The organism is Sediminibacterium sp., from assembly GCF_030695065.1.
In the GTDB taxonomy this organism is placed as follows: domain Bacteria; phylum Bacteroidota; class Bacteroidia; order Chitinophagales; family Chitinophagaceae; genus Sediminibacterium.
In genome coordinates, this window is record NZ_JAUYTR010000011.1 from 31,772 (window position 1) to 49,132 (window position 17,361).

Annotated in this window: 16 protein-coding genes; 10 read left to right on the forward strand and 6 right to left on the reverse strand. The window is 36.6% G+C overall.

Translation table 11 applies throughout. The features are described from left to right. Positions 1-34 precede the first annotated feature (34 nt). Positions 35-3,355, reverse strand: coding sequence for a preprotein translocase subunit SecA (gene secA / locus Q8S25_RS04045; protein WP_305535102.1), 3,321 nt, complete (start codon positions 3,353-3,355; stop codon positions 35-37). Positions 3,356-3,475: 120 nt separating this feature from the next. On the opposite strand from secA, the gene Q8S25_RS04050 reads away from it, so the two are divergent. The 7 genes from Q8S25_RS04050 (at position 3,476) to mdh (ending at position 9,482) form a co-directional block, all read left to right on the forward strand. Then, the gene (locus Q8S25_RS04050) at positions 3,476-4,162 is read left to right on the forward strand and encodes a hypothetical protein (RefSeq protein WP_305535104.1); all 687 of its coding nucleotides are present in this window, start codon (positions 3,476-3,478) and stop codon (positions 4,160-4,162) included. A gap of 81 nt (positions 4,163-4,243) precedes the next feature. Then, the gene (gene atpG, locus Q8S25_RS04055) at positions 4,244-5,125 is read left to right on the forward strand and encodes an ATP synthase F1 subunit gamma (RefSeq protein ID WP_305535106.1); all 882 of its coding nucleotides are present in this window, start codon (positions 4,244-4,246) and stop codon (positions 5,123-5,125) included. A 14-nt stretch (positions 5,126-5,139) separates the two neighbouring features. After that, positions 5,140-5,934: an SMC-Scp complex subunit ScpB gene (scpB, locus tag Q8S25_RS04060; RefSeq protein WP_305535108.1), complete on the forward strand. Its 795-nt coding sequence runs from the start codon at positions 5,140-5,142 to the stop codon at positions 5,932-5,934. Positions 5,935-5,952: 18 nt separating this feature from the next. Next, entirely contained in the window at positions 5,953-7,167 is a 1,215-nt protein-coding gene (gene lysA, locus Q8S25_RS04065; protein ID WP_305535110.1) for a diaminopimelate decarboxylase, read from the forward strand. A gap of 25 nt (positions 7,168-7,192) precedes the next feature. Further along, positions 7,193-7,963: an ABC transporter ATP-binding protein gene (locus Q8S25_RS04070; protein ID WP_305535112.1), complete on the forward strand. Its 771-nt coding sequence runs from the start codon at positions 7,193-7,195 to the stop codon at positions 7,961-7,963. Positions 7,964-7,986: 23 nt separating this feature from the next. After that, positions 7,987-8,496 carry a hypothetical protein gene (locus Q8S25_RS04075; protein WP_305535114.1) on the forward strand — a complete coding sequence of 170 codons (510 nt, stop codon included), beginning with the start codon at positions 7,987-7,989 and terminating at the stop codon, positions 8,494-8,496. Between the two features lie 56 nt (positions 8,497-8,552). Continuing rightward, complete coding sequence (gene mdh / locus Q8S25_RS04080; RefSeq protein WP_305535116.1) at positions 8,553-9,482, forward strand: malate dehydrogenase; 930 nt, start codon at positions 8,553-8,555, stop codon at positions 9,480-9,482. A 3-nt stretch (positions 9,483-9,485) separates the two neighbouring features. On the opposite strand, the gene Q8S25_RS04085 is transcribed toward mdh, so the two are convergent. From Q8S25_RS04085 to Q8S25_RS04100, 4 genes are read right to left on the reverse strand one after another with little or no spacing between them, the layout of a single operon-like run. Beyond that, complete coding sequence (locus tag Q8S25_RS04085; RefSeq protein ID WP_305535118.1) at positions 9,486-10,505, reverse strand: glycosyltransferase family 9 protein; 1,020 nt, start codon at positions 10,503-10,505, stop codon at positions 9,486-9,488. A 16-nt stretch (positions 10,506-10,521) separates the two neighbouring features. Then, a complete protein-coding gene (locus tag Q8S25_RS04090) occupies positions 10,522-11,772 on the reverse strand; it encodes an MFS transporter (RefSeq protein ID WP_305535120.1) in 1,251 nt (416 codons plus the stop codon). Between the two features lie 5 nt (positions 11,773-11,777). Further along, entirely contained in the window at positions 11,778-12,449 is a 672-nt protein-coding gene (locus Q8S25_RS04095; RefSeq protein ID WP_305535122.1) for a DedA family protein, read from the reverse strand. Between the two features lie 19 nt (positions 12,450-12,468). Next, positions 12,469-13,722, reverse strand: a complete 1,254-nt coding sequence (locus Q8S25_RS04100; protein WP_305535123.1) for a dicarboxylate/amino acid:cation symporter — start codon at positions 13,720-13,722, stop codon at positions 12,469-12,471. A 92-nt stretch (positions 13,723-13,814) separates the two neighbouring features. On the opposite strand from Q8S25_RS04100, the gene Q8S25_RS04105 reads away from it, so the two are divergent. The 3 genes from Q8S25_RS04105 (at position 13,815) to Q8S25_RS04115 (ending at position 16,588) form a co-directional block, all read left to right on the forward strand. Next, entirely contained in the window at positions 13,815-15,350 is a 1,536-nt protein-coding gene (locus Q8S25_RS04105; RefSeq protein ID WP_305535124.1) for an amino acid permease, read from the forward strand. An 83-nt stretch (positions 15,351-15,433) separates the two neighbouring features. After that, positions 15,434-16,156 carry a YebC/PmpR family DNA-binding transcriptional regulator gene (locus Q8S25_RS04110; protein WP_305535125.1) on the forward strand — a complete coding sequence of 241 codons (723 nt, stop codon included), beginning with the start codon at positions 15,434-15,436 and terminating at the stop codon, positions 16,154-16,156. Positions 16,157-16,174: 18 nt separating this feature from the next. After that, entirely contained in the window at positions 16,175-16,588 is a 414-nt protein-coding gene (locus Q8S25_RS04115; protein ID WP_305535126.1) for a thiol-disulfide oxidoreductase DCC family protein, read from the forward strand. Positions 16,589-16,629: 41 nt separating this feature from the next. On the opposite strand, the gene Q8S25_RS04120 is transcribed toward Q8S25_RS04115, so the two are convergent. Then, positions 16,630-17,358, reverse strand: coding sequence for an SIMPL domain-containing protein (locus Q8S25_RS04120; RefSeq protein WP_305535127.1), 729 nt, complete (start codon positions 17,356-17,358; stop codon positions 16,630-16,632). Between the last annotated feature and the right edge of the window lie 3 nt (positions 17,359-17,361).

Here is a 17,361-nt window from a genome sequence, read left to right on the forward strand (position 1 = left end):
GATGAATTTTCATCGGGTTTATATTTTTATTTAATTATGCGTCTTTGCCATGACAAGATTTAAACTTCTTGCCACTACCACAAGGACATGGATCGTTCCTACCAATTTTAGGACCTACTTTAACAGGCTCTTGCTTTGCAGGTGTTGGATCATAATAATCATTTTCATTTGCACCATATTCTTGACCAGCAGCATCAACTTGGTCTTTATTGGCACTCAACTTACTCATATCTGTTTTTTCCTGACGACCTTCTTGCAATTCATCGCCTTCAGCTAAAGGAATACCAGCATGACAAAGGAATTGAACAATTTCTCTATTTACCTCTCCATCCATCTTTCTGAACAATTCAAAAGCCTCCATTTTATAAATCACCAATGGATCTTTTTGCTCGTAGGTAGCGGTTTGTACACTTTGTTTTAAGTCGTCCATAGAACGCAAATGTTCTTTCCATGCATTGTCTATAAATGCTAGTGTAACCGTTCTTTCTAAAGAGTGCAATAATTCAGCGCCATTTGTTTTAAGGGTTTTTTCCATATTGGCCAAAGCCTGCACTTGGCGTTTGCCATCGGTAAAAGGAACAATTACATTGTCAATATGCGAGCCCTGTTGCAACTTAATATTCTTAAATACAGGAACTGATTGAACCATCATGTCCTGTTTTCTTTTTTCATATTGCGCTATTGCTTCATTATACAATTGCTCTGCTAATTGATTGGTATTGGTTTTATTGAATTCCTCAACAGTAATAGAAGTATCAATTCCAAAATTTACAATAGCAGCCAATTTAAATTGGTCGTACTCGTTTTGTTCTTTAAAAGAAACCACTAAACCTTCAGCCACGGCATACATGGCGTTGTCTAAGTCTAAAGCCAATCTTTCTCCAAACAAAGCGTGGTTACGTTTGCTATAAATAACCGTACGCTGTTTATTCATTACATCATCGTACTCTAATAAACGCTTTCTAATACCAAAATTGTTTTCTTCAACTTTACGTTGGGCACGTTCAATAGACTTGGTAATCATACCAGCTTGAATAACTTCACCTTCTTTGTAACCAGCAAAGTCCATTACTTTGGCAATACGTTCACTACCAAACATGCGCATTAAATCGTCTTCTAAAGAAACAAAGAACAAAGAAGAACCTGGATCACCTTGACGTCCAGCACGACCTCTTAACTGACGGTCTACCCTTCTAGATTCGTGCCTTTCGGTACCTAGAATAGCTAAACCACCTGCATCTTTTACACCAGGCCCTAATTTAATATCGGTACCACGACCAGCCATATTGGTTGCAATGGTAACAGCCCCTGCTAAACCTGCTTCAGCAACAATCTGTGCTTCACGAGAGTGTTGTTTTGCATTCAATACATTGTGTGGAATTTGTTTTTGTCTGAGCATTCTGCTAAGCAATTCACTCACTTCAACAGATGTAGTACCCACCAACACTGGTCTACCCGCTTCGCGTAATAAAACAATTTCATCTATTACTGCACCAAACTTCTCTCTCTTGGTTTTGAAAATTTTATCTTCTTCGTCTTTTCTAATTGCTGGAACATTCGTAGGAATGCTAACTACATCTAATTTATAGATGTCCCATAATTCAGCAGCTTCTGTTTCAGCAGTACCTGTCATACCACCTAATTTGTGGTACATTCTAAAATAATTCTGCAAGGTTACAGTTGCATAAGTTTGGGTAGCCGCTTCAATTTTTACATTTTCTTTCGCTTCAATTGCCTGGTGTAGCCCATCTGAATACCTTCTACCATCTAATATACGGCCTGTTTGCTCATCTACAATTTTAACAGCACCCTCCATTACCACATACTCTACATCCTTATCAAATAAAGTATAGGCTTTTAATAATTGTTGAACGGTATGAATACGATCTGCTTTAACAGAATACTCATTAATAAGTGTCTCTTTCTTTAATAACTTTTGATCTGCCGGCAAACTTGCATCGTTGTCAATAGCAGCCAAACCCAAGCTAATATCGGGCAATACAAAGAAATGAGGGTCTTCGCCTTGACCAGTAATTAATTGAATTCCTTTATCGGTTAATTCAACTGAATTGTTTTTTTCATCAATATAAAAATACAGCTCTTCATCAGCCTTAGGCATTTCACGCTGTTGGTCTGCTAAATAATGATTTTCTGCTTTTTGTAATTTTACTCTATTTCCTGGCTCACTTAAGAATTTAATTAAAGCGCTGTTTTTGGGAAGACCGCGATGTGCACGGAACAAAGCCAAACCACCGTCTTTTGGATCATCATTTCCTTCCGCTATTTTTTTCTTTGCTTCGGTTAAAAACTGTTGGGTTGCTCTTTTTTGTGCATCAACTAATTTTTCAATCCTAGGTTTTAATGCAAAGAATTGTTGTTCACCTGTTTGGTATCCAATGGGTCCAGAAATAATTAAGGGAGTTCTAGCGTCATCAATTAAAACAGAATCCACTTCATCTACCATAGCAAAATGGTGCTTTCGTTGAACCATTTCCTCTGGGCTATGCACCATATTATCTCTTAGGTAATCAAAACCAAATTCGTTGTTGGTACCATAAGTAATATCTGCTAAATAAGCTTTTCTTCTAGATTCACTATTGGGTTCATGCTTATCTATACAATCTACAGTTAAACCCAACCATTCAAATAAAGTACCATTCCACTCACTATCACGCTTGGCCAAATAATCATTCACGGTCACAATATGAACTCCCTCACCCGCCAAAGCATTTAAATAAGCTGGTAAAGTAGACACCAAGGTTTTACCTTCTCCAGTAGCCATTTCAGCAATCTTACCTTGATGTAAAACCGATCCTCCAATTAACTGTACATCGTAATGAACCATATTCCAGGTTACTTTACCACCGGCAGCAGTCCAAGTATTATTAAAAACAGATTCATTACCCTGAATGGTAACGTACTCTTTTTTAACACTGAGGTCTCTATCCAAAGAAGTGGCAGTAGAAACCAATTGTTCGTTTTCTTTAAACCTTCTAGCTGCTTCTTTAATAACTGCAAAAGCTTCTGGCTGAATAATGGCCAAGGCTTCTTCAATTTTTTTATCGCGGTCTTTGCGGAGTTTATCAATATTCTTATAAATAGTGTCTCTGCCATGAATATCCATTTCGGGTAATGCTTCAGCAGCAGCTTTTTCCGCAGCAATTTCAGCATCAATCCCCTTTATATGGTCTTGAATTCTAGCTTTAAATTCAACCGTTTTATTTCGCAATTCATCATTGGATAATGATTGGTATTGTTGAAAAAACTGATTGGTTTTTTGGATGATTGGCATCAACTGCTGTACATCTTTCTCACTTTTACTACCCCCGAATAACTTAGAAATGAACTTCAACATATTTTTAATACTCTGATATGAAAAAATTTAACAGTCAAACAGCGTGCAAGAATTTATTTTTAGTCAATTTGGCACCCTGAATTAGAGCCGCCAAAGGTAAGGTTTTGATTTTAGAAGCTAATGAAGCAATTAACTATTCTATCAACGGTTTTTTTAAGTGCATTAATGGCATTCAATACAACAGCTGCTCAAAGCCTAGAATTGAATGAAACCAACCCATACAACACGCAACCACGAATTCAAGACGCCCTTCCGCTTAGCCCATTAGACAGTCTTGTATTGATCAGTGATTCCATTGCTGCCGATAGATACAATAAAAACAAATCTAATATGACTATTCTGGCAGCTTGGGCAGGTGTTAATATTATACAAGGAAGTATTTCTGCCACCAATGCAACCGGTTCGGGGGAACATTTTTTTAAAATGAACGCCTATTGGAATATTGTTAACCTCGGAATTGCCAGTTGGGGGTTAATTCAGTTAAGAAAAGAGCTTACCCAAAAATATACCTATCCCCAAAACCAATTGGCCCAACAAAAACTGGAAAAAATACTATTGCTCAATACTGGTTTAGACCTAGCTTATATAGCAACAGGCTTTATATTAAAAGAGAATGGGAATAGGCTAAACAACATAAAAACCACTGGATATGGCAATAGTTTGTTGCTTCAAGGGGCATTTTTATTGGTATTTGACTTAGTTCAATACGGAAACCACAGAAGGAATGGCAAAATATTAGAGGGGCAATTGTCTAAACTTCAAATTCATGCCAGTGGAAATGGTATTGGATTGCGTTTACCCCTTTAAATATTCCATTAAACTTATTGGAATTTATAGCCTTTTCAGCTACTTTTGCAACCCGTTAGATTTAAAATTTAAACCTTACAAATGGCAGGTCAATTAAAAGAGGTTAGGAACCGAATCAAAAGTGTTCAAAGTACTCAGCAAATTACCAAGGCAATGAAAATGGTAAGCGCGGCTAAATTACGTCGTGCGCAGGACGCAATTACTCAAATGCGACCTTATGCCCAAAAATTGCAGGAAATGCTCAGCAATATTGTGAGCAGTATTGAGGGTGGAACTACTTTGGCATTGGCAGAGGAAAGAGCAGTTGAGAAAGTATTATTGATTGTGATTACTTCAGACAGAGGTTTGTGTGGAGGCTACAATGCTAATATTGTTAAATTGACCAAAAGTACAGTTGCAGAAAAATACAGCAGTCAATTTAATAAAGGAAATGTTACCGTTTGGAATATTGGTAAGAAAGGATGGGAAAGCTTAAATAAAGCAGGATACAATACCAATGAGCGTTTTAAAGATATTTACTTGAACCTGAATTTTGAAGCGGTACAAGAAGCTGCTCAAACTGCTATGAGAGCTTTTGAGCAAAAAGAATTTGACGCAGTGGAAATTATTTACAGCGAATTTAAAAATGCTGCAACACAAGCATTCGTAGCAGAGCAATTTTTACCAATTCCTAAAGTTGCCCCAAAGCCAGGAAGCAAAAAAGCAGATTTTATATTTGAGCCTGCAAAAGAAGTATTGATTGCAGAATTAATGCCTAAAATTTTAAATACACAATTATTCAAAGCAGTACTAGACGGCAACGCCAGTGAACATGGTGCACGTATGACTGCAATGGATAAAGCAAGCGAAAACGCCAACGAATTGCTGAAATCATTAAAAATCAGTTATAACCGTGCACGTCAAGCTGCTATTACAACAGAGTTAACTGAGATTGTGAGCGGAGCAGCTGCATTACAAGGATAATAGCCAATACAACCATGGAATTAAGCGAAATCATACCACATATAGAAGTGCTCATTTTTGCCAGTGAAAAACCATTGACTTCATTGGACATTGTAGAGCTCATCAATAATAGTTTTGGATTTTTAGAAGAAAGAATTTCGCTTGACCAGGTGGAAACAGCTGTTGAAGGCATAAGAGAAAAATATTCCGCAGAATTTTATCCATTTGAAGTTAGAGAAAGTGGTGGCGGATGGCAATTCCTAACTAAGAAAGACTACCATAAAACCATTGCACAACTAAATGGAGATAAATTTTTAAAGCGACTATCTAATGCTGCTTTAGAAACTTTGGCAATCATTGGCTATAAGCAACCCATTACAAAAGGAGAAATCGAAGCCATCAGAGGGGTAAACAGCGACTACTCTATACAGAAATTATTAGAAAAAGAATTGATCTTAATAAGTGGAAGGAACGAGCAATTGCCAGGTAAACCATTGGTTTATGCTACTTCAAAAACATTTATGGATTATTTTGGCATTAACAGTGCTGCCGATTTACCTAAAATAAAAGAAGTACTAGCAGAACAAATAGTAGAAGGTACTATAATAAGACCAGAAGACTTTACCGATACTCAAATTGCCAATGCAATGGCAGAATTGCCTACCGACGAAGAGTTAATAGAGGGCGATGTCTCCGATTTAAAAGTGAATGAAGAAGGTGAGCTTATCATTACCGAATTGAATGAATCATCCGATGACTCCAACGAAAATGCGGACGATGAATCAAACAATTTATCAAACGATGTTGAAGACGAGAATAATCCGCAATAGTTGGATTATCTTTACACCATGTCTTTAAACATTTCCAACGAACAATTACAAGCAGCTGCAACGCAATATGGTACGCCATTGTATGTATACCATGCAGAAAAAATAACTGCACAATACCAGGAATTACAAAAATCATTCGAAGGCGTTTATACTCGGTTTTTTTATGCTTGCAAAGCACTTACCAATCTTTCTGTATTAAAACATATTCAATCAATTGGATGCAATATTGATTGCAGTTCAATAAATGAAGTTTACCTAGCAATCAAAGCAGGATTTAATCCAGAACAAATTCTTTACACCAGCAATGGCATTGCTTTTGAAGAGATTATAGCCGCCGTTGAAGCAGGTGTTTCTGTTAATATAGACAGTCTAAGTAATTTAGAAAAGTTTGGGAAAGCATATGGCAGCAGGTATCCAGTTGGCATTAGACTAAGGCCTAATATTATGGCAGGTGGAAATTTAAAAATTTCAACCGGCCACAATGGAAGTAAGTTTGGAATTCCAATAGAGCAATTAGATGAAATTCTTTCTATTAAAGACCAATATCAATTGCGCATTAATTGCTTGCATGTGCACACGGGTAGTGAAATAAAAGATGTAGCCGTTTTTATTAAAGTAGCAGATATTTTCTTTGAACTGGTGCCCCATTTTCAAGACTTACAAGTATTAGATATGGGAGGTGGATTTAAAGTGCCTTATCAAACAAATGAAAAAGGAACAGATATTCCACTACTGGCCAAAAAAGTAGGAGAAGTCTTGAATAAGTTTGAATCTACATATGGCAAAAAATTTCAAGTTTGGTTTGAGCCCGGTAAATATTTAGTGAGTGAATGTGGTTATTTAATTACCAGCGTAAATGTGTTAAAAGAAACACCTACTGTGCTATTTGCTGGCATTAACAGCGGGTTTAACCATTTGATACGACCAATGTTTTATGAGGCTTACCATCCCATCAGAAATATCAGCAACCCCAATGGACCATTAAAGCATTATGCAGTAACTGGTAATATTTGTGAAACAGACAATTTTGCTTGGGACAGACCAATTAATGAAATAAGAGAAAATGATTTATTGGTTATTGACAATGCGGGCGCCTATGGGTTTGAAATGGGAAGTAATTATAATTCCAGATTTTTGCCTGCACAAGTATTGTATAAAGATGGCCAAATGCAACTGATTAGAAAAAGGGATACGCTAGAAGATTTAATAAAAAATCAGATAGAGATCAATTAAGAACAATTCAGTAGTTTACAGTACCATGATTACGCTAAAAAATATAAGTAAAAGCTTTGATGACCGAGTAATTATTCAGGGAATTGATGCAGTGATGGAGAGCGGTAAATGCAACCTAATCATTGGTTCAAGTGGAAGTGGCAAAACAGTGCTCACAAAATGCATAGTAGGGCTAATTAAACCTAATGAGGGAAGTATTGAATTTGATGGAGAAGACCTGCTATTAATGGATGAAAAAACAAGGAAACAATTGCGTCAGCAGATCGGCATGCTCTTTCAAGGGAATGCATTATTTGATTCAATGACGGTTCAAGAAAATGTAAAGTTTCCATTAGACATGTTTACTAAATTATCCCATGCGGAGAAATTAAAAAAAGTAGACGAGGTATTAGATAGGGTTAATTTAAAAGATGCGCATAAAAGATTTCCTGCAGAAATTAGTGGCGGTATGAAAAAAAGGGTAGGCATTGCACGATCCATTGTATTAAACCCTAAATACTTGTTTTGTGATGAGCCCAATTCTGGGTTGGACCCACAAACATCTATGGTGATAGACAAACTAATTAAAGAAATTACCACCGAGTACAAAATGACCACAGTGGTAGTTACACATGATATGAATAGTGTAATGGAAATTGGGGACCATATTATGTATTTGTACAATGGAAAAAAACAATGGGAAGGATCTAATAAAGACATCATTTTCAGTAAAGATCAACTACTGAATGATTTTATTTTTGCCTCTGAGTTCTTGCAAGACGCTAAACAAATGCGCATGCAAGAAGCTGGCAAATAAACATTAACAAACAATTTAATTTTATGATTCGAAAGTATTTTTTTGCTTTCTTGGTTTCAGTATTCAGCACATTGGCAATTCAAGCTCAAAGCCCTATTGACAATCGACCAAACTATATTAAAAATCCCACGCTACCAGAATTCAAATTAATTTTAACAGACAGTAGTTTATTCACCAACAAACTAATTCCCAAGGCCGAATTTACATGCATTGTCTATTTTAGTCCAGATTGTGGTCATTGCCAGTACGAGGCAGATCAAATGATTCGCAATATGGATAGTTTAAAACAAGTACAGTTTATTTGGATTAGTTATAGAGAATTCAATGACATTAAAGCATTTGGTAGGAAGTATCAATTTGACTTGTATCCAAATATCATTATTGGAAGAGACCCTGATTATACAGTTCCCGCTTTTTTTCAGGTGAAATTCACGCCATTTGTTGCTTTATACAATCAAAATAAGCAGTTTTTAAAAGCCTGGGAGTCGGGTGTAGAAATGCCTGAATTATTACAATTTATTCACAAAAAATAGGGCAGCTGCACGTACCTTTGCACCACTTAATTTAACCACTTTAAATAATGCCGATTATGAAAGTTACTGTAGTAGGTGCTGGTGCTGTAGGAGCAACCTGTGCCGATAATATTGCCCGTAAGGAATTATGTAATGAGCTGGTATTACTAGACATCAAAGAAGGATTTGCAGAAGGCAAGGCCCAAGACATGATGCAAACAGCTGCTTTATTAGGTTTTGACACTAAAATTACCGGAAGCACCAACGACTACAGTAAAACTGCAGGCAGTGATGTGGTAGTAATTACTTCGGGCTTACCACGTAAACCAGGTATGACTCGCGAAGAATTAATTGGTACCAATGCAGGTATTGTAAAAGGTGTTTGTGAAAATATTTTAAAGTATTCACCTAATGCTATAATCATAGTGATTAGTAACCCAATGGATACCATGACCTATTTGGCATTAACTGCAACAGGGTTGCCGAAGAATAGAATCATTGGAATGGGTGGCACATTAGACAGCAGCCGTTTCAAGTATCAATTGAGCCAACATTTAAATTGCAGCCCTGCAGATTTAAATGCGTTGGTAGTAGGTGGGCATGGAGACACTACCATGATTCCATTAATTCGTTATGCAACCTGGAACAGTGCACCTGTAACCAATTTTCTTTCTGCAGAACAACAACAACAAATTGTAAATGATACCATGGTAGGTGGAGCAACATTGACTAAATTAATAGGTACTTCTGCTTGGTATGCACCAGGTGCTGCAGGAGCAGCTTTAGTTGAAAGCATTGTACGCGACGAGAAAAAATTATTTACTTGTTGCGTTAGCTTAGAAGGTGAGTATGGTCAGAACGATATTTGCTTAGGCGTTCCTGTAACAATTGGAAAGAATGGTTGGGAAAAAATCATCGACCTTAAATTAAACGCAGAAGAACAAGCTGCTTTTAACAAGAGTGCAGATGCAGTAAGAAGCATGAATGATGTTCTAAAAACTTTATAGTAACTAAATCCACTGCATTGCCATTGCAGCAATGCTAGCGGTATCTTGTAACTGCATACAGTTGAAATGCCCTTTGGGGCATTTTTTTTTGCCGTAATTACTACAAGGTTGACAAGATAAATTAGGAACAATAAAATTGTGATAGGCTATTTTATTTTTATGTAAAGCCAATTGCTCTGCCCCATAATAAGGTTCCACCGCCAACTTAGGAGAAGTGCCTCCCCAGATGGCCAATACTTTTTTATTAAAAGCACAAGCAATGTATTGTAAGCCTGTATCGTGAGAAATAACCAGTTTTGCTTGTTTTACTAAATCAGCAGATTCATGTAAAGAAAATTTACCACATGCATTGTAAATACGAATGGCATCTATCCCAGCAATTTCATTACCTTCTTGCTGGTCTTCTTTGCCTCCTATCAATACAATGGGATATGGAATTTGAGTGCAAAGTTGCTGCAGCTTAGAAATGGGTAGTTTTTTGGTTGCATATGAAGCCCCAATTACAATAGCAATATAACCAAACTGATGCGATGCAGGAATATCAGTAATTTGAATACCCTTCCCATCAGGAATAAAATAATCAAGTCCCTGCTCATCATTTACTATACCTAATGGAGCAAGCGCATCTAAGCTTCGAAGTGTAATATGTCTATCAGGCATTTGGTTAATCCCAAAGCGGGTGAGCAGCCACTTTTGCCTACTTAGTTTATGAAAAGCATATACAGGAACTTTTAATTGAAACTGAATAAGCCAAGACCTAAAATTTTTATGCAAATCAATAATGAAATCAAATTGTTGGCTCATTAGTTTAGGAACAAGCTCATTCAGGTTATTATTAAAATAATGAAAATGGTCTATATACGGGTTGGCTTCTGTAACAGCTTTCATTGAAAGCTTGGTTAAAAAATGTACTTCAACGCCAGGCAATTGTTGTTTTAAACACCTAAATACTGGAGAAGCCAACACTATATCTCCTATTGAAGAAAAACGAATGACCAATATTTTTTTTGCTGAAGCTTCCATGGTCGATCTAATTGATTTAGGAATGTTTTTCTACAAAATCTAAATCTTTATGAAAAGTTTCTTCGGTAAAATAAAAAGCAATTAATGTAATGCACATGATAATTACACCAGTGATAATGCCACTCTGAATTAAAGACCAACCTAAGTTCTGCTGAAACAAATTCAGGAACATTAAGTTAATCAGCGGCAATGCTCCCCTTACCATATTAGGTATAGTGGTAGCAGCAGTAGCCCTTAAATTGGTTCCAAATTGCTCCGCTCCCATGGTAACAAAAATGGCCCAAAACCCTGTACTAAAGCCCAACATACCGCAAATAAAATACATAGTAGTATCATTATTATTTAAGCTGCTGTAGAAAAACAGTAGGCATGCTATGCATAGTAAATAGAAAGAGAGCAAGGCTTTTTTCCTACTCTTAAAATATTGACTAATCAATCCAATTAAAATATCTCCAATGGCTATACCCACATAAGCAAACATGATGGCCCTTCCACTTTCAATTTTATTTTCACCATATAAGGCACCAGCAAAACGATTGCTGAGGTTTACTAAAATTCCAATCACATACCAAGTAGGTAACCCAATTAAAATGGCAAGCAAATATTTTTTAAACCTTTTACGGTTGTTAAAAAACATAAAGAAATTTCCTTTCTGTATGCCAACTTGTTCTTTTAAACTATGGAACATGCCACTCTCTGTAACAGAAATGCGCAATAACAATAAACCAATGCCCAATCCTCCGCCAATCATATAACAGAGTCTCCAATCATTGGTGAGCTTGTAAATAAAATAAGCAAATACCGCTCCAAACAATCCAATACCTGCAACCAACGAAGTACCTACTCCTCTTTTTTCTTTGGGCAGCAACTCACTTACCAATGTAATACCTGCACCCAGTTCACCCGCTAAGCCAATACCAGCAATGAATCGGGCCCAAGCATATTGATCAACGTTTTGAACAAACCCTGTAGCAAAATTAGCAACTGAATAAAGTGCAATTGAACCAAACAATACACTCAATCTCCCTTTTTTATCTCCAATGGTTCCCCATAATACGCCTCCAATTAACAAACCTACCATCTGCCAATTGATAATTTTGGTACTAGCAGCAATTACTTGAACACTATCAGATAAGGGAATACCAATACCGGCTAAACTTGGTTCACGAACAATCGTAAAAAGTAATAAATCGTAAATGTCTACAAAATAACCTAGGGCCGCTACAATTACAGGAAGAGAAAATATACCGTATTTTTTAGCCGTCATGATAATTATTTCTTTTTATTAAATACCAATTTCATGATTACCGGCGCAGTAGTAACTGCAACTATTCCTAAAACAATAATTTCTAAATGATCTTTTAAATCAAATCCAAATTGAGCCAATATCCATTTCTGTAAAAAATGGCCAGCAAAAAGCATACTACCAACCCATGCTACACAACCAACCACATTAAAGAAACTGAATTTTTTTTGATCCATTTGCACAATGCCTGCTACAATGGGAGCAAAGGTTCGCACTATTGGAATAAAACGCGCTACTATAATTGCACCACCACCATGCTTTTCATAAAATTCATGTGCTTGTTGCAAATAGCGCTGTTTAAAAAACATATTTTCTTTCCATTGGTACATAGCGGGCCCAACTTTTCGACCAAACCAATATCCTGTTGTATTCCCAATAATTCCTGCTGCAGAAATCAGCATCATGATTAACAATAAGTCAAATACTTCATTTCCAGTTGGAATGAACTCATTAGCTAAGTTGGTGCTGTAAATGCCAGCAACAAATAATAAACTATCTCCTGGTAAAAAAAATCCAGCAAACAATCCTGTTTCTGCAAATACCACAAACAAGATCAGCCATAAACCACCATGCTCAATATAAAACTGAGGCTGTAATAAATTGGTCCAATGAAACTCTAATAAAATTTGCATCAACATAACACTACATTAATTCAGTTTATGATTGCAGATCAACTGCTCCTTCCTCTTGTAATTCTCCTTCCCATTTACTTACCACTGTGGTTGCCAACGCATTCCCTAAAACATTGGTTCCTGTTCTAAACATATCGCAGAAATGATCAATAGGCAAAATTAAGGCAACCCCTTCAGGTGGAATTTTAAACATGGCACAAGTGGCCAATACAATAATCAGGGAAGCTCTTGGAACGCCCGCTATTCCTTTGCTTGTAAGCATCAACACCAATAACATAGTAATCTGCTCCCCTATTGGCATATGAATACCATAAGCTTGTGCAATGGCTAAACTAGCAAAAGTCATGTACATCATGCTTCCATCTAAGTTAAAAGAATAGCCCAATGGTAGAATAAATGAAACAATGCTTTTTTTACAACCAAATTTTTCTAACTCTTCTGTTAATTTAGGGAATACAGCTTCACTACTGGTAGTACTAAACGCTACTAATAAAGGGTTGGCAATTGCTTTTAATAAGCCTTTCAATCGCTTTCCTAAAATGATATATCCAACTGTACATAAGAGTACCCACAATACTGCAATGCCCAAAACAAAGTAGCCGAAGTAAATAAAGTAAAAACTAAAGATGCTCAATCCTTTGTCTGCAACTACTGCGGCCAGTGTACCAAACACTCCAAAGGGAGCAAAATTCATTACATAACCTACAATTTTTAAAATAATATGCGCAACTACATCCAATGCATTAATTACCGGTTTTGAATAAGGCCCTAAATTAGCAGCAGCCACTCCAAATAATATAGAGAATACCACAATTTGTAGAATCTCATTGGTTGCCATTGCCTCAAAAATGCTAGACGGCACTACATGCTCAATAAATTTTTGTAGAGAAAACTCAGATGTTTTGCCCATCAAGTCTTTTAAACCAGCGTTATCTGCTTGAGATAAATCAATGTAAGACCCTGGCTGAAAATAATTAACCAGAATCATTCCTACCAATAAGCTAACTAAAGAAGCGGTAACAAACCACAACATGGCTTTTCCGCCTACTCTACCCACTGTTTTCAGGTCTCCCAATTTTGCTATTCCTACCACTAGTGTAGAAAATACCAACGGAGCAATAATGGTTTTTACTAATCTAATAAATATCGTTCCTAGAAGTTTGATGTTTTTTGAAAACCCAGTAATGGTTTCCGGAGCGGCATTTTCGTGTACAATATATCCAGTAATAATTCCCAATACCATGGCAATCAGGATATAAATAGTCAATTTATTCTTCATCCGGCAAAATTTGAGTTGGCAATATAGCCGTAAATTGAATATAATACCTATTTTGCCAGATAATTTAAAACCAGAACCCAATTAATAAAACTATGAGTTTATTCAGAAAGAAATCGCTTACAGCGATGCTGGCCAATGCGGAAGATTCAACCAATGGTTTACAAAGAACACTTGGTGCCGGAAACTTAATTGCATTAGGTATCGGAGCCATTATTGGAGCCGGTTTGTTTGTTAGAACTGCTGCTGCTGCCGGACAATCTGCAGGACCAGCTGTTACCATTTCATTTATTATTGCCGCAATTGGTTGTGCTTTTGCTGGTCTTTGTTACGCAGAATTTGCAGCAATGATTCCAATTGCAGGTAGTGCTTATGCTTACTCTTATGTTACACTAGGAGAATTGGTAGCCTGGATTATTGGATGGGCATTAATTATGGAATATGCATTGGGTGCAGCAACTGTATCTATTGCATGGAGTGAATACCTTAATAAATTATTTGGCGGGTCCATACCATATGAATGGTGCCACTCCCCTTTCGAGAGTTTTACCGATTCAGCAGGTGTATTACACCAGGGAATGATTAATGCACCAGCATTATTGATATTGGGCCTAATTACTTTATTGTTGATAAAGGGAACGCAAGAATCTGCAATCGTAAATGCGGTAATCGTATTTATTAAAGTAGGTATAGTTTTATTATTCATTGGAATTGGCTGGCAGTTTATAAAGCCTGAAAACCATACTCCGTATTTAATTCCAGAGGGAACTGCAGCGGTTGTAGACAGCGCTGGTAAAGTAATTGCGGATTATTCTCCTTTCAATAAACACGGATGGGGCGGTGTATTAGGTGGTGCTGCTGTAGTATTTTTTGCATTCATTGGCTTTGATGCCGTATCTACTGCTGCGCAAGAAGCAAAGAATCCTAAAAGAGATATGCCAATTGGTATTTTAGGCTCCTTAGTAGTTTGTACTATTTTATACATTTTATTTGGACACGTATTAACAGGTGTGGCCAACTGGAAAGAATTTGTAGATCCTGAAAAAGGTCGTGAAGCGTCTGTAGCTTATGCTATTTCTACTTATATGACTGGCTATGGTTGGTTGGCACAAGCAGTAACCATTGCAATTTTAGCAGGTTTCTCTTCTGTTATCTTAGTGATGTTAATGGGCCAGAGTCGTATCTTCTATTCAATGAGTAACGACGGATTAATTCCAAAAGCATTTGGAGAATTGCACCCTAAATTCCGTACCCCTTATAAAGCAAATATTATCTTGTTTGTATTTGTAGGATTATTCGCGGCATTTGTTCCAGGTCATGTGGCCGGAGACTTAACTTCCTTTGGTACCTTATTCGCCTTCGTACTGGTAAGCATTGGAGTTTGGGTATTAAGAGTAAAATCACCTGAATTAGAGCGTCCATTCAAAACGCCAATGGTTCCATTGGTATCTTCATTAGGCGTACTAGTTTGTACTTCAATGATTTTTGTACTAGACGCTACTACTTTAAAAGTGGCGTTTGGTTGGATGGCATTGGGCTTAGTAGTATACTTTGTCTACAGCAAGAAAAGAAGTAAACTTCAAAATCCGAGTGATATTATTCCAAAAGCTTCTGATTTTGAGAAGCACTAAATAATTGAACTTATTTTATATCAAAGCCCCGATGCAAATCGGGGCTTTTTTTTCACTAATTTTGCCATCCGAAAACAATTATTATGGGAAGGATTTTTGAAGTACGTAAAGCAAGTATGTTTGCCCGTTGGGATAAAATGGCAAAAAATTTTACCCGAATTGGTAAAGAAATTGTGATTGCAGTAAAAGCATCAGGACCTGATGTTGCTACCAACCCTGCATTAAGAAGGTGTTTCCAAAATGCTAAAAGTGTGGGAATGCCCAAGGATCGTGTTGAAGCAGCTATTAAGCGTGCAATGGGTAAAGATACCAGCAACTATGAAGAAATATTGTACGAAGGATATGCCCCTCACGGTGTTGCGTTATTGGTTGAAACAGCAACCGACAACCATGTTAGAACAGTAGCCAATGTAAAGAGTCATTTTAATAAGGGCCATGGAGCTATGGGAACCAATGGAAGTGTAAGTTTCCAGTTCAAGAAAATGGGCGTATTCAAGCTTAAGGCGGAAGGCCAAGATTTAGAAGAAATGGAGTTAGATTTTATAGATCATGGCTTAGAAGAATTGGGAGAAAGTGAGGATGATAATGGCAACCCAATCATTGTGTTGCGTTGTGCTTTTGCAGATTTTGGAAAACTACAAAAAGTATTAGAAGATAAAAATATCAACCCTATTAGTGCAGAACTAGAGTGGATTCCAACCAATACTGTTCCAGTAACAGACGAACAGGCTGAAGACGTTTCTAAACTAATTGAGAGATTGGAACAAGACGAAGACGTGAATAAAGTATTCCATAATATGGGATAATTTATTGAACTTTATAAAATGGAAATTTCATCCAATACCAACCCCGTTATTTTATTTGACGGGGTTTGTAATTTATGCAATAGTAGTGTGCAATTTGTTATAAAACATGACCCGAAAATGCAATTTCGTTTTGCTTCTATTCAGGGGGATTATGGCCAACAAGTATTAAAACATTTTCATTTGCCACCCGACTCGCTCAATTCATTTATTCTTTTAAAAGACAATCAAATTTATACCCATTCAACAGGTGCATTAAAAGTTGCCAAAGAATTATCTGGCCCATGGCCATTGTTATATGCATTCATCATTGTACCCCCATTTATTAGAAATGCAGTATACCAATTCATTGCCAATAATCGATACAAGTGGTTTGGTAAAAAAGAGAGCTGTATGGTTCCAAGCCCAGCATTGAAAGAGTTATTTTACAACTAAGTACAACTATTGACTAAATGAGCTGCTGATTGAAGGAAACGCTAATTGGCTAGGTATTCTACTTTTAAAGTAATAGATGCTGTTTTTTCTTTTGAAGTAGTATTGAAAGAACCACCGTAACTGTAATCTTCATTGTCGTTCTTACCCGTAATTTGGAAAACGCCCATATTGGCTTTTTTAAGTGAACCTAAATTGACTGCTGAACTTTTAGCAATGGTTTCAGCACGCAACTTAGCATCTTCAGCAGCCTTAGCCAATAAGTCAATTTTCAACTCGTTTAAGCGACTATAATAATAACTTGGTTTATTAGAATTAAATTCAATTCCTTTTTGCAAAAGCTCAGTAACTTCTCTGGAAACTTTTTCAACCAATTTAATTTCTCTAGAGTCAACTTTAACACCTCCAGTTAACGTGTACCCGCTAAACACCGATTTTGATGTACCGTTTGGACCATTTTCGTAGTTGAAATTTTTAACTACATCTACTGCCAAAAAAACCATACTAGAATCGGGAATACCTTTCTGTTTTAAATAAGCTTTAATAATTGCTTCGTCCGATTTTATTTGGGTATACGCTTCTTTTAAATCATAGCCCGATCTACTGTATTGCCCTTTCCAAACAATTTGGTCGCTAATAAAATCTTTCTCAGCTAAACCAGTTACTATTATGGTTTCGGTACTTATGAATTTGTACTTATATGCATTACTTAAAATAAATGCAGCAATTAATACTGAAAGCGCTATTACAATGGAACCAAGAGGTGTTTTCATATT